The organism is Enterobacter sp. CC120223-11 (assembly GCF_900215375.1).
In the GTDB taxonomy this organism is placed as follows: domain Bacteria; phylum Pseudomonadota; class Gammaproteobacteria; order Enterobacterales; family Enterobacteriaceae; genus Scandinavium.
Genome location: NZ_OBEF01000004.1, coordinates 217,956 through 230,989, shown reverse-complemented (window position 1 = coordinate 230,989; position 13,034 = coordinate 217,956). Strand labels below are relative to the sequence as shown.

13 protein-coding genes and 1 pseudogene are annotated in these 13,034 nt (G+C 58.9%); 4 read left to right on the top strand and 10 right to left on the bottom strand.

Translation table 11 applies throughout. From position 1 onward, the window contains the following. Positions 1-25: 25 nt before the first annotated feature. From ureG to plsY, 8 genes are all read right to left on the bottom strand, one after another. Complete coding sequence (ureG, locus tag CRO87_RS06895) at positions 26-643, bottom strand: urease accessory protein UreG (RefSeq protein ID WP_097162194.1); 618 nt, start codon at positions 641-643, stop codon at positions 26-28. A gap of 9 nt (positions 644-652) precedes the next feature. Beyond that, the gene (locus CRO87_RS06890; RefSeq protein WP_097162193.1) at positions 653-1,327 is read right to left on the bottom strand and encodes an urease accessory protein UreF; all 675 of its coding nucleotides are present in this window, start codon (positions 1,325-1,327) and stop codon (positions 653-655) included. Beyond that, positions 1,327-1,800, bottom strand: a complete 474-nt coding sequence (gene ureE / locus CRO87_RS06885) for an urease accessory protein UreE (protein WP_097162192.1) — start codon at positions 1,798-1,800, stop codon at positions 1,327-1,329. The genes CRO87_RS06890 and ureE overlap by 1 nt, the downstream gene beginning before the upstream one ends. A gap of 9 nt (positions 1,801-1,809) precedes the next feature. Further along, positions 1,810-3,513, bottom strand: coding sequence for an urease subunit alpha (gene ureC, locus CRO87_RS06880; RefSeq protein ID WP_097162191.1), 1,704 nt, complete (start codon positions 3,511-3,513; stop codon positions 1,810-1,812). Further along, the gene (locus CRO87_RS06875; protein ID WP_097162190.1) at positions 3,510-3,827 is read right to left on the bottom strand and encodes an urease subunit beta; all 318 of its coding nucleotides are present in this window, start codon (positions 3,825-3,827) and stop codon (positions 3,510-3,512) included. Before CRO87_RS06875 ends, ureC begins: the two co-directional genes overlap by 4 nt. Positions 3,828-3,836: 9 nt before the next feature. Beyond that, positions 3,837-4,139 (bottom strand): urease subunit gamma, encoded by a 303-nt coding sequence (locus CRO87_RS06870; RefSeq protein WP_097162189.1) that lies wholly within the window; start codon positions 4,137-4,139, stop codon positions 3,837-3,839. Positions 4,140-4,148: 9 nt separating this feature from the next. After that, positions 4,149-4,973, bottom strand: coding sequence for an urease accessory protein UreD (locus CRO87_RS06865; protein WP_097162188.1), 825 nt, complete (start codon positions 4,971-4,973; stop codon positions 4,149-4,151). A gap of 142 nt (positions 4,974-5,115) precedes the next feature. After that, positions 5,116-5,739: a glycerol-3-phosphate 1-O-acyltransferase PlsY gene (gene plsY / locus CRO87_RS06860; protein WP_097162187.1), complete on the bottom strand. Its 624-nt coding sequence runs from the start codon at positions 5,737-5,739 to the stop codon at positions 5,116-5,118. A 107-nt stretch (positions 5,740-5,846) separates the two neighbouring features. Between plsY and folB the strand changes: the two genes are divergently transcribed. After that, positions 5,847-6,209 carry a bifunctional dihydroneopterin aldolase/7,8-dihydroneopterin epimerase gene (gene folB / locus CRO87_RS06855; protein WP_097162186.1) on the top strand — a complete coding sequence of 121 codons (363 nt, stop codon included), beginning with the start codon at positions 5,847-5,849 and terminating at the stop codon, positions 6,207-6,209. A gap of 99 nt (positions 6,210-6,308) precedes the next feature. After that, positions 6,309-7,130, top strand: coding sequence for an undecaprenyl-diphosphate phosphatase (bacA, locus tag CRO87_RS06850; protein ID WP_097162185.1), 822 nt, complete (start codon positions 6,309-6,311; stop codon positions 7,128-7,130). Here the strand turns inward: bacA and CRO87_RS06845 are convergent. Continuing rightward, complete coding sequence (locus tag CRO87_RS06845) at positions 7,123-8,361, bottom strand: multifunctional CCA addition/repair protein (protein ID WP_097162184.1); 1,239 nt, start codon at positions 8,359-8,361, stop codon at positions 7,123-7,125. The genes bacA and CRO87_RS06845 overlap by 8 nt on opposite strands. Positions 8,362-8,432: 71 nt before the next feature. Next, positions 8,433-9,053, bottom strand: coding sequence for a TIGR04211 family SH3 domain-containing protein (locus CRO87_RS06840; RefSeq protein ID WP_097162285.1), 621 nt, complete (start codon positions 9,051-9,053; stop codon positions 8,433-8,435). A 198-nt stretch (positions 9,054-9,251) separates the two neighbouring features. Here CRO87_RS06840 and CRO87_RS06835 point away from each other — a divergent pair. Together CRO87_RS06835 and glnE are read left to right on the top strand one after the other, a co-directional pair. Beyond that, positions 9,252-10,154: pseudogene (locus CRO87_RS06835) on the top strand (inorganic triphosphatase); the annotation flags it as partial. A 29-nt stretch (positions 10,155-10,183) separates the two neighbouring features. Next, positions 10,184-13,021: a bifunctional [glutamate--ammonia ligase]-adenylyl-L-tyrosine phosphorylase/[glutamate--ammonia-ligase] adenylyltransferase gene (gene glnE / locus CRO87_RS06830; RefSeq protein WP_097162182.1), complete on the top strand. Its 2,838-nt coding sequence runs from the start codon at positions 10,184-10,186 to the stop codon at positions 13,019-13,021. The last annotated feature ends 13 nt before the right edge of the window (positions 13,022-13,034 follow it).

The window sequence follows — 13,034 nt, the reverse complement described above, 5'->3', positions numbered from 1 at the left end:
GCGCAGCGCCGCCCGGCACCTCAATTCACCCTTTCAGCATTCCCTTATCTTCCAGAAACGCAATAATCGTCTGTAGGCCTTCTCCGGCCTTCAGGTTGCTGAATGTCCAGGGCTTGTCGCCGCGCATGCGGTTGGTGTCGCTTTCCATCACTGCCAGCGATGCGCCAACGTACGGCGCGAGATCGGTTTTGTTGATCACCAGGAAATCGGATTTGGTGATCCCCGGGCCGCCTTTGCGAGGGATCTTTTCCCCTTCCGCTACGTCGATAACGTAAATCGTCAGATCCGCCAGCTCAGGGCTGAAGGTGGCGCTGAGGTTGTCGCCGCCGCTTTCGACGAAGATAAGATCCAGATTGCCGAATTTCTCGCTCAATGCTTCCACGGCCGCGAGGTTCATTGACGCATCTTCCCGAATAGCGGTATGCGGGCAGCCGCCCGTTTCCACACCGACGATGCGATCCGGGGCCAGCGCGCCCGCTTCGGTGAGAATGCGCTGATCTTCTTTGGTGTAGATGTCGTTGGTGACAACCGCCAGGTGATACGTGTCGCGCATCGCCTTGCACAGCGCTTCCAGCAGGGCGGTTTTACCAGAGCCCACCGGGCCGCCGACGCCAACGCGCAGCGGGTGTTTGTAACTGGCCATAGCTTCTCCTCAGGAACGGAAAATTCGGGAATATTGGGTTTCGTGACGCGCCGAGGCGATAGCCGCAAGCGGCGTCGAGGAACCGATCTCTTCATCGGGGCAGTTCAGCCCCCGCTCAACGCCTGCGGCGTACTGCTCGCAGAGCGTCATAATTAATTTCTGCGCGGCCTGCTGGCCGAACGGCACGAGTTTCACCCCGGCCATGACTGCGCTTTCAATCCAGCTGTAGCCGAGCGTCAGCGCCAGTTCACGCAACTCCATCTGCCAGCGCACGCCGAGCCACGCCATGCCGCACAGCTGACTTTGGTTGAACAAAGCTCGCCATTCGCCGGGGCATTCCGGGTGCCAGTCGTACAGCAAACGGGTAAAAGCCTGGCCACGGTTGCGCTCTTCTTCACGCAACTCGCGGGTTTCGCGGCAGGCCAGCAGCCATGCCGTCCAGCGTTTCGCGGCCTCCATATCCTCCCGCTCCCAGGCATGGTATAGACGGGCAAACAACGGTAGATCGACGTGAAAAAAACTCTGCTCCATCTGCTGCGTCTGCCAGCGTGCGAAGGCGGCGCTGTCCTGCACCCAGCCTGCTTCCACGGCCCATTCCAGCCCTTGTGACCAGCTGTAACCGCCCACCGGCAGGCTGCTGCTGGCGAGTTGAAACAGGCGTAGCTTCTGCGTGTCTCGGGTCATCAGTGGCTGTGCGAGTGGCTGTGAGCGTGATGATGATGGCCCTGCGCTTCGCTGGTGTACGCCCCGGCTTCTGGCTCAAACGGCAGGTGCGCAAAGCTCACGTCCAGCCCGAACTGGCGCAGCATATCGTCGAGGACGTGATCGTGATGGAAGCGCAGCTCGCCGGGCATGATTTGCAGCGGCACGTGGCGGTTGCCGAGGTGATAGCAGGCTTTGGCGAGCTGGAATGGATCGTCGCAGCGGACCACGGAGACGCCTTCGTCGGCGGCAATCACCTCGATAAATTCGCTGCCGTCTTCGCTGCAAAGAATGTCCCCGCCGCGCAGCAGCAGGCCGCGCGGTAGCATCAGCCCGGCCTCTCGCCCGTCGCTGAGCGTCACTTTGGCGCGGCTTTTTACCCGCACGTCAATCGGCAGCGTGACGCTGGCGGTAAGGCTATGCGCGTGGTCGACGCGCTGAGTCAGATACAGCATCTTGGCTCCTCAGAACAGAAAATAGCGTTGCGCCATCGGCAGTACGTCCGCCGGTTCGCTGGTGATGAGTTTGCCGTCGACCTTCACTTCATAAGTCTGGGCATCGACGGTGATATTGGGCTGTAAATCGTTGTGGATCATGTCGGCCTTTCTGACCGTCCGGCAGCCTTTTACCACCGCAATCTGGCTTTTCAGGGCCAGCTTCTGCGGCACTTCGTTGTCGAATGCCGCCTGTGAAATAAACGTCATACGCGTGTGGTGCCGAGCCGAGCCGAGTGCGCCAAACATCGGGCGATAGTGCACGGGCTGGGGCGTCGGGATGGAGGCGTTGATGTCACCCATCGGGGCCATGACGATCATGCCGCCTTTGACGATCGTCGCAGGCTTCACGCCAAAAAAGGCGGGCGACCACAGCACCAGATCCGCCAGTTTGCCTGCTTCGATCGACCCGACTTCATGGGCGATGCCGTGGGTCAGCGCCGGGTTGATGGTGTACTTGGCGATGTAGCGCTTCACGCGGAAGTTGTCGTTGTCGCCCGTCTCTTCCTCCAGCGCACCACGCTGCACCTTCATGCGGTGCGCCACTTGCCAGGTGCGCAGGATGACTTCGCCGACGCGGCCCATGGCCTGCGAATCTGACGAGGTCAGCGAGAATGCGCCGATGTCGTGCAGGACATCTTCGGCGGCGATAGTCTCCCGGCGAATACGCGACTCGGCAAACGCCACGTCCTCGGCGATATCCGGCGACAGGTGATGGCAGACCATCAGCATGTCCAGATGTTCGTCGATGGTGTTAACGGTGTAGGGCAGCGTCGGGTTGGTGGAGGAGGGCAGAATATTGGGCCGCGCGCAGGCGGTGATGATGTCTGGCGCATGGCCGCCGCCCGCACCTTCGGTATGAAAGGTGTGAATGGTGCGGTCGCCGATCGCCGCGAGGGTGTCTTCGACAAAACCCGACTCGTTCAGGGTGTCACTGTGCAGTGCCACCTGAATATCCATCTCTTCGGCGACCGTTAGCGAGCAGTCAATAGTCGCAGGTGTGGAGCCCCAGTCTTCGTGGATCTTCAGGCCAACCACGCCTGCGGCAACCTGCTCGCGGAGTGCGTCAGGGTTCGAGCTGTTGCCTTTGCCGAGCAGGCCGATGTTGACCGGCAGAGAATCGATGGCCTGGAGCATCCGGCTGATATACCACGGCCCGGGCGTGCAGGTGGTGGCATTGGTGCCTGCCGCCGGGCCGGTGCCGCCGCCGATCATCGTTGTCACGCCGGAGACCAGCGCCTCTTCCGCCTGCTGCGGGCAGATCCAGTGAATGTGGGTATCGACGCCGCCTGCGGTGACGATCTTCCCTTCGGCGGCGATCACTTCGGTGCCCGCGCCGATCGGGATCGTGATATCAGGCTGAATGTCCGGGTTGCCCGCTTTGCCGACGGCGAAGATCCTGCCGTCCTTCACGCCGATATCTGCCTTCACGATCCCCCAGTGATCGACAATCAGCGCATTGGTGAACACCAGATCCACACAGGCGTCGCTCAGCATCTGGCCCTGGCCCATGCCGTCGCGGATCACTTTGCCGCCGCCGAATTTCACCTCTTCGCCGTAGGTGGTGAAGTCGTCTTCCACTTCGATCCACAGCTCGGTGTCGGCGAGGCGGACTTTGTCGCCCGTTGTTGGGCCGAACATGTCGGCATACGCCTGACGCGAAATCTCAGTCATGGTTTTGCCTCCAGTTCACCCATTACGTCTGCGCGAAAACCAAAGATGCGTTTGTCACCCGCGACCGCAACCAGTTCCACTTCGCGCTTCTGACCTGGCTCAAAGCGCACGGCGGTGCCTGCCGCAATGTTCAGGCGGAAGCCTTTGCAGGCGGAGCGATCGAATTTCAGCGCCAGGTTCACTTCATAAAAGTGGTAGTGCGATCCGACCTGGATCGGGCGATCGCCATGGTTCTCTACGACGATTTTTCGCGTTTCGCGGCCCTGGTTCAGGACGATATTGCCGCTTTGGATCTTGTATTCACCGGGGATCATATTGCTGCCTCAGAGTATCGGGTTGTGCACGGTGACGAGCTTGGAGCCGTCCGGGAACGTGGCTTCCACCTGAATGTCGGGGATCATCTCCGGCACGCCCTCCATCACCTGATCGCGGGTGAGCACGTGGCGGCCATCCTCCATCAGTGAGGCCACGCTTTTGCCGTCGCGCGCGCCTTCCATGATGAAAGCGCTGATCAGCGCCACGGATTCCGGGTAATTGAGTTTTACCCCACGGGCGAGGCGGCGCTCTGCCACCAGGGCCGCGGTGAACAGCAGCAGTTTGTCTTTTTCTCTGGGCGTCAGTTCCATAGCGTTCTCTCAGGTCAGCCAGATGCGGGGAAGCAGAGGCGATTTGTTCAGTAACTGCGGGCGAAGCTGCTGCCAGACGTCGCGCATGGCGCGCTGGCAAATCAGGTTATCGTGCGACAAAAAGCGGACCGTCAGCAGGCCGTCAGCAAGCGTTGCCCCGGCATAGGTATCGAGTGGTGCAAGGCTTTCGCGCACTGACTCAAGCATCGTTTCATCGGCGGGGTAAAACAGCAGGCTGCCTGTCCACGGCTGTTCGGCCACGGCGCTTAAATCACCGTCGCGCAGGTGCAGCCGCTCGATGAGCAGGGGCTCACCGTTCTTCCACACTTCAAGGCGGTTGCTGATTTCTCCCTCGTGAAAGCGCTCTCCCATCACCGGGCGACCGAGGCAAAAAAGCTCCCAGGCGAGCAGCCGGGCCCCTTCCTGTAAATGAAAAATGCTGCGAAGGGTTGCACGAGCTGCGGGGAAGAAAATGGTGTCCTGCGGCAGCCATTCGAGAATGGCATTTTCACCCACCTCAAAGCGCTGGCTGAGTCTCGCCTGCGGGCCCGCACTGCGGTAGAACTTGCTGGCACCGGGCATGGTGATGAGCGCATGGCTGTTGGCTTCGAGGCTGACGTTAATAGTCAGTTCATCGCCGCCGACGATGCCGCCGGGCGGATGCAGCAGATAGAGGTGACAGGTTTCACCTTCTGGCCAGAAGGGGCGCTGCACGGTGAGAGGGCCGGAATGGCGAGCGGAAGCCAGCACCGTTTTTTGCGGCGTATGGCGAAACAGCAGATCGAGCGTGGCGCGCCAGCCCGTATGTTCACTTTTCCGTCCTGCGCCAGACAAGTGGCACCCCTGCAATAGCGTGATTAATCAGTCGCTAATGAGTATGGATCAGCGCATGGGCTTCGCGATCATAGGAAACGCTTATGATGTTAATTAAATGTAATTATTAATGTCGCCGCGCGACTGGCGGCGAAGGGAGGAATTATTCCTGCGGGTCCTGAGGCTTTTTCTTACGCTTCAGGCGCGACCATATTTTGCTCTCCTGACGACGCCAGAGACGCTGGATGTTGTCGTGATGGCGCAGCAAAATAAGGCAGGAAAGCATGGAAACCGGGAAGGTGTACTGCGGTTTGAACCACCAGACATAAAACGGCGCAACCAGTGCACTGACGATGGCACCCAGCGAAGAGTAGCCGCTAAGAAGGATAGTCAGCAGCCAGGTGCCGGCCATGACGCCCGTTAAGTCCCAGCCAATGGGGGCGATAGCGCCAAACGCAGTGGCCACGCCTTTACCGCCGCGAAAACCGAAGAAGACCGGCCAGATATGGCCGAGACAGGCGGCAATAGCGACCATGCCGAGCCAGAAGGGGGTAAACCCCAGCGCCCAGGCACCCCAGGTCGGCAACATGCCTTTGAGGATGTCGAATATCAGGACTGCTACGGCTGCTCCCTTGCCGCCAATTCTTAAAACGTTGGTCGCTCCGGGATTGCCGGAGCCGCTCGCGCGTGGGTCAGGCAGACCCGCGAGGCGGCAGACCAGAATGGCGCTGGAAATTGAGCCGCAAAGGTAGGCCAGGATTACCATTCCAGGCTCGATTGCACTCATAACGCTGTTCCGTTTTGAAAATGTATCGGTATTCTCTTCATCTGTGGATAATACGCATATTTTGTCGGAAGTGGTATCCGGCGTGGGCAAAAAGCAGGCAGGGCGTGATGGATATTGTATTTATAGAGCAACTTTCGGTAATCACCACTATTGGCGTTTACGACTGGGAGCAGACCATCGAACAGAGGCTGGTGTTCGATATCGAAATGGCGTGGGATAACCGCAAATCCGCCGTCAGCGACAACGTTGAAGATTGCCTGAGCTACGCCGACATCAGTGACGCAGTTGTCGCGCATGTTGAAGGCGGGCGTTTTGCGCTGGTGGAACGCGTGGCCGAAGAAGTTGCGCAGATTCTGCTGACGCGCTTTAACTCGCCGTGGGTGCGCATTAAGCTCAGCAAGCCGGGCGCCGTGGCGCGTGCGGCCAACGTTGGCGTCATCATCGAGCGTGGCGTAAATCCGAAACCGTAAGAATAAATTCATCATGAGTAAACGAAACACCGATAGTTATGTCTTAGAGCTGGATTCATTTTTGTAGCTTCTTTTTTCTATTATTTAAGGGTTTATTGAATGAGCGATATGCACTCGCTGCTGATTGCGGCTATCCTGGGTGTTGTCGAAGGACTGACGGAGTTTTTACCCGTTTCCAGTACCGGACACATGATCATCGTCGGCCACCTGCTGGGCTTTGAGGGCGATAAGGCGAACACCTTTGAGGTGGTTATCCAGTTAGGATCGATCCTTGCGGTGGTGGTGATGTTCTGGCGTCGCCTGTTTGGCCTGATTGGGATTCATTTTGGCCGCCCGCCGGTGCATGAAGGTATGGGGACAGGCCGCCTGTCGCTGATTCATGTGCTGCTGGCGATGTTCCCGGCGGTGGTGCTGGGGCTGGTGTTGCACGATTTTATTAAGTCACTGTTCAACCCAATCAACGTCATGTATGCGCTGATTGTCGGCGGCGTACTGCTGATTGCGGCAGAACTTTTAAAGCCGAAAGAGCCGCGCGCGCAGAGCGTTGACGATATGACTTACTTCCAGGCCTTCGCCATCGGCTGCTTCCAGTGTCTGGCGCTGTGGCCGGGCTTCTCTCGTTCAGGTTCCACTATCGCAGGCGGGATGCTGCTTGGCGTGAGTCGCTATGCGGCGGCGGAGTTTTCCTTCCTGCTGGCGGTGCCGATGATGATGGGGGCGACGGCGCTCGATCTCTACAAGAGCATCGGCTTCCTGACCACTTCTGATATTCCGATGTTTGCCGTGGGCTTTGCGACCGCGTTTGTGGTGGCGCTGTTTGCTATCAAAACCTTCCTGCATATCATCAAGCGCATCACCTTTATTCCGTTTGCCATCTACCGCTTCGTTGTGGCGGCAGCGGTCTACGCGGTGTTTATGTAACCTGCGGACAGCGTTTCTCTTTCCACTGCGCGACGGCCTCAATCCGGCGTCGCGTCAGTTCCTCCCGCACTTCCGGCCCTTTAAACCCAGCCTCAATCACCGGCTTCGTCGGCACCGATTTCGCCACATCCCACGCTTCGCGCAGTAAACGCCCTTGCGGATAATCGCAGGCTTCAAACGTTGTGCGCCCACGCACGTCCGCCTCGCTGGTCAGCGCCAGTTGCTCCACGCGCTGCGGCTTGCGCCAGGCATCTAGAGAGTCGAAGAGCTTCACGATAGTGGCGGGTTTGAGAATCGGGAAGGTGTGAATCAGATCGTGAAACTCCGCCACCAGCTTCGCCAAATCGCGCATTTCGTTAGGCACGCGCAGGCGAGCGCAGAGCTGTTCGACGAGTTTGACGCCCGCTAAACCGTGGCCGTGATGGCGCGGCCAGAACTCTTTTGGCGTGAGCGCCTTGCCGAGGTCGTGGCACAGCGTGGCAAAACGCACGTCAATGGCAGGCGTGAGCATGGCCGCCATCGTCAGCGTCATCAGCGTGTGCACGCCGGTGTCGATTTCAGGGTGCCATTTGGCCGGAGCAGGCACGCCATACAGCGCGTCTAACTCAGGGAACAGCACTTTTAACGCACCGCAGTCGCGCAGCGTCTGGAAGAAAACCTGCGGGTTGCGCGTGCTCATTGCGTTTTCGGTTTCTTTCCACACGCGCTCCGGCGTGAGGTGTTCCAGCTCGCCCGTCGCGGTCATCTCACGCATCAGCGCCATCGTTTCATCGGCGATACGGAAACTCAGATGCGCATAGCGGGCCGCAAAGCGAGCCACACGCAAAACGCGGAGCGGATCTTCGCCGAAGGCCGGGGATACGTGGCGCAGCAGGCGGTTTTGCAGATCGGATTGGCCGTTATACGGGTCGATAATTTCGCCGCTTTCGTCCTGGGCAAGGGCGTTGACGGTCAAATCGCGGCGCAGCAAATCTTGCTCCAGCGTCACGTCCGGTGCGGCGTAGCAGGTAAAACCGGTGTAACCGGAACCTGATTTCCGCTCGGTGCGTGCGAGGGCGTACTCTTCGTGAGTCTTCGGATGGAGAAAAACAGGAAAATCGCGGCCTACCTGCTGGTAGCCCGCGTCGAGCATTTGCTGTGGGGTGGCGCCGACGACGACCCAATCTTTGTCTTTGACCGGCAGGCCTAACAACGCATCACGAACTGCACCACCGACCAGATATGTCTTCACGCCACACAACCCCTCTACTTTGATTATCGGGAGATAATACGTAAGTGTAGAGGGATTAGCGAATCGGGCGGTCAGTTCATCCAGCGATCGTTACGCTTACGGCTTGGCACCAGGCGCGGCAGAACCAGGCCCAGAATCAGACCCACACCCAGCACGCCGCCACCGTACATAAACCACTGCATGATGATGGTGCGCTGTTTGTCATCGAGCTGCAGATTGGCGGCATTCACCTTTTTCTGCGCCACGATAAGCTCGTTTTTCAGCTTCTGATTTTCGGCCTTCAGGCTGCTGATGGCGCTGTCGCTGCCAGCGACTTTTTTCTGCATGTCCGCCGTGCGCTGATTCCAGGTGCCGTCGATATTGTTCAGTTTGTCGGTCAGGGTTTTAACCTGATTTTCAAGTTCCGGCACGCGGCTTTTAAAGCTCGGTTCGCTTTTCAGCTCTTTCAGTGGGATCCATGCGGTACGGCCGTTGCTGTCGCGCACCTGGCCATACTCGGTATTCTCGTTGGTCTGAAGCAGGGTGACGGCTTCACCCGCGCTGACGGTGCCCGCCAGGCGATAATTGTCGCCAGGGCCGCTGCGAACCCAGGTATTCAGTTCATCAGAAACGTAGCGAGTTTCTTCCGCGTGAACGGCAGCAGTTGCGCTAAGCGCGAGTAAAGTTAATCCAATCAGGCGTAATTTAGGCATCGGGTCTTCGTTATTGTCATAAAGTGAATCGATAGTAAAGGCATCAGTCTGACGATGCCAGGCATTCTGCCGCAATCGGAATCCTCCAGGAGGCGATTGCATGGCAAAGTACCGCGAAATACACTCTACTGACAAAAAAGATGCGCAGAAGTTCGGCGTAACGTTCAATCAAGGCTTTGCAACCATAAGAAATCAGTCATGGATCAGGAAATTGAATTGAAGTTCATCGTTGAGCAGCACGGCGTCGACGCCCTTCGCCAGCAGCTCAACGCCCTTTCCGCGGAACATATCCCTGCGGCTCAGCTGCTCAACATCTACTACGAAACCGCCGACAGCTGGCTGCGTCGTCATGACATGGGCCTGCGCATTCGCGGCCACAACGGTCGCTATGAGATGACGATGAAAATCGCCGGTAAAGTCGTCGGCGGCTTACATTCCCGTCCTGAATACAATATCGACCTCGATAAAGCCGAGCTGGCGCTGGAAAAGCTGCCTGCTGAAGTCTGGCCGCAGGGCGAGCTACCGCCGGAGCTGGCCTCTCAGGTTAAGCCGCTGTTCAGCACTGATTTTTACCGTGAAAAATGGCTGGTGAATCATAACCAAAGCCGCATTGAACTGGCGCTGGATTTGGGCGATGTGAAAGCGGGTAGCCATCAGGAGCCGATTTGCGAGCTGGAGCTGGAGCTGCTTCATGGCCAGGTTGACGATATTCTGGATTTAGCCGAGCAGCTGATTTCCGCAGGCGTGCTGCGCCAGGGAAGCCTCAGCAAAGCGGCGCGCGGCTACCATCTGGCGGCAGGTAATGCCGAGCGTGCGCTGAAAAAAAGCGAATTTAAAGAACAGGGCAACGCCGCCCTCGAAGCGGCGCTGGCGCACTGGCAGTATCACGAAGAGCTGTGGCTGCGCGGGAATGAGAAAGCTAAAGCCGAAGTATTAACGGCGGTGGCGTTTATACGCGATGCCCTCCAGCCTGAACACGAAATGGCTGCCGCACAAATGGCGCAGATTGGCGAAGCGATTGCCAGCGCATCGGACGCTAAAAAGGCGGCGTTTAAGCCGCAAATTGTGCAGGCTAAACTGATGCTGACGGCCTTCCTGGTCACCGGACGATAACTTTCACGAGGGCAGTCATGACACCGTTTTCTATGCAGTTACAGCAGCACTGGCAGACGGTGGTTGACCGACTGCCGGACGATTTTCCCGCCGGTTCGCTAAGCACACAGGCGCAGGCGGCGATGATCTTTAGCGATTTCATCAGCCAAAGCCTGGTTGCGCACCCTGAATGGCTGAGCGAGCTGGAAAGCAGCCCGCCGCTCGCGGATGAGTGGCAACACTATGCCGCCTGGCTTCAGGAGAGGCTGGCGGACGTCAGCGATGAAAACAGCCTGATGCGCGAGCTGCGCCTGTTCCGTCGCCGCATCATGGTGCGTATCGCCTGGGCGCAGGCCCTCTCGCTGCATTCCACCGAAAACAGCTTGCAGCAGCTGAGCCACCTGGCCGAAACGCTGATTGTTAGCGCACGTGACTGGATTTACGACGCCTGCTGCCGCGAGTGGGGCACGCCCTGCAATGCCGAAGGGAAACCGCAGCCGCTGCTGATCCTGGGCATGGGCAAGCTTGGTGGCGGTGAACTCAATTTCTCTTCTGATATCGACCTTATCTTTGCCTGGCCGGAGCACGGTTCAACACAGGGCGGACGGCGCGAACTCGACAACGCCCAGTTCTTCACCCGCATGGGGCAGCGTCTTATCAAAGTGCTCGATCAGGCGACGATGGACGGCTTTGTCTATCGCGTGGATATGCGCCTGCGCCCCTTCGGCGAAAGTGGTCCGCTGGTGCTGAGCTTTGCCGCGCTGGAAGACTATTACCAGGAACAGGGGCGTGACTGGGAACGCTATGCGATGGTCAAAGCGCGCATCATGGGCGACCGGGAAGGGCTCTACGTTGACGAACTGCGCGCCATGCTGCGGCCGTTCGTTTTCCGTCGCTATATTGATTTCAGCGTGATCCAGTCGCTGCGCAACATGAAGGGGATGATCGCGCGCGAAGTGCGCCGCCGTGGCCTGAAGGACAACATCAAGCTTGGCGCGGGCGGCATTCGTGAAATCGAGTTTATCGTTCAGGTCTTCCAGCTGATTCGCGGTGGCCGCGAGCCCTCTCTTCAGGGCCGCTCGCTGCTGCCGACGCTGGACGCCATCGAAACACTGCATCTTTTACCTGCGGGTGAAGCACAGCAGCTGCACGATGCCTACCTGTTTTTACGTCGCCTGGAAAACCTGCTGCAGAGCATCAACGATGAGCAAACGCAAACCCTGCCACAGGATGAGCTGAACCGCGCCCGTCTGGCGTGGGGCATGCATTTCGCCGACTGGGAAGCGCTCAGCCAGGCGCTGGATGAGCACATGGCGCAGGTGCGGCAGATTTTTAACGAGCTGATTGGCGACGACGAAGAAACCCCGGCGGATGAGCAACTCTCCGAACACTGGCGCGAGCTGTGGCAGGATGCACTGCAGGAGGATGACACCACGCCAGGGCTGGCGCATCTGACAGACGGCGATCGTCATCAGGTACTGGCGCTGATCGCCGATTTCAAAAAAGAGCTGGATAAGCGCACCATCGGCCCGCGCGGGCGTCAGGTTCTGGATTCGCTGATGCCGCATTTACTGAGTGAAGTGTGCAGCCGGGAAGATGCTCCCGTGCCGCTGGCCCGCATCATGCCTCTGCTGACCGGCATCGTCACCCGCACCACCTATCTTGAACTGCTGAGTGAATTCCCCGGCGCGCTGAAGCACCTGATCCGCCTTTGCGCCGCTTCGCCCATGGTGGCCAGCCAGCTGGCGCGTTATCCGCTGCTGCTCGATGAACTGCTCGACCCGAACACGCTTTATCAGCCAACGGCGACCGACGCCTATCGCGACGAGCTGCGCCAGTACCTGCTGCGCGTGCCGGAAGAGGATGAAGAACAACAGCTGGAAGCGCTGCGTCAGTTCAAACAGGCGCAGCTGCTGCGCGTGGCGGCGGCGGATATCGCCGGAACGCTGCCGGTGATGAAAGTGAGCGATCACTTAACCTGGCTTGCGGAGGCGATGATCGACGCGGTCGTCCAGCAGGCCTGGACGCAGATGGTGGCCCGTTTCGGCCAGCCGAAGCACCTGGCCGATCGTCAGGGGCGCGGTTTCGCCGTTGTCGGTTATGGCAAGCTCGGCGGCTGGGAGCTTGGCTACAGCTCCGATCTCGATCTGGTTTTCCTCCACGACTGCCCGGCGGACGTGATGACCGACGGCGAGCGCGAAATTGACGGCCGTCAGTTCTACCTGCGTCTCGCGCAGCGCATCATGCACCTGTTCAGCACCCGAACTTCGTCCGGCATTCTGTACGAAGTGGACGCTCGCTTACGTCCTTCCGGGGCGGCGGGCATGCTGGTCACGACGACCGAATCGTTCGCCGATTATCAGCGAAACGAAGCCTGGACCTGGGAGCATCAGGCACTGGTTCGCGCCCGCGTGGTGTATGGCGATCCGCAGCTTCAGGCGCAGTTCGACGCCATTCGCCGCGACGTGCTGACGCTACCGCGTGAAGGCGAAAAGCTGCAAACCGAAGTGCGTGAAATGCGTGAAAAAATGCGTGCTCACCTGGGCGGTAAACATAAGGATCGCTTTGATATTAAAGCTGATGAAGGCGGCATCCAGGACATCGAATTTATCACCCAGTACCTGGTGCTGCGTTTTGCCCATGATAAGCCGAAGCTGACGCGCTGGTCTGATAACGTGCGCATCCTCGAGCTGCTGGCGCAGAACGACATTATGGATGAGCAGGAAGGGTTGGCGCTGAGTCGGGCTTACACGACGCTCCGTGATGCGCTGCATCATCTGGCTTTGCAGGAAGAGGCCGGGCATGTGGCGCTGGATGCCTTCTCGCAAGAGCGAGAGCTGGTCGCCGCCTCATGGCAGAAATGGCTGGTTATGTGAAGCTTATGCTATT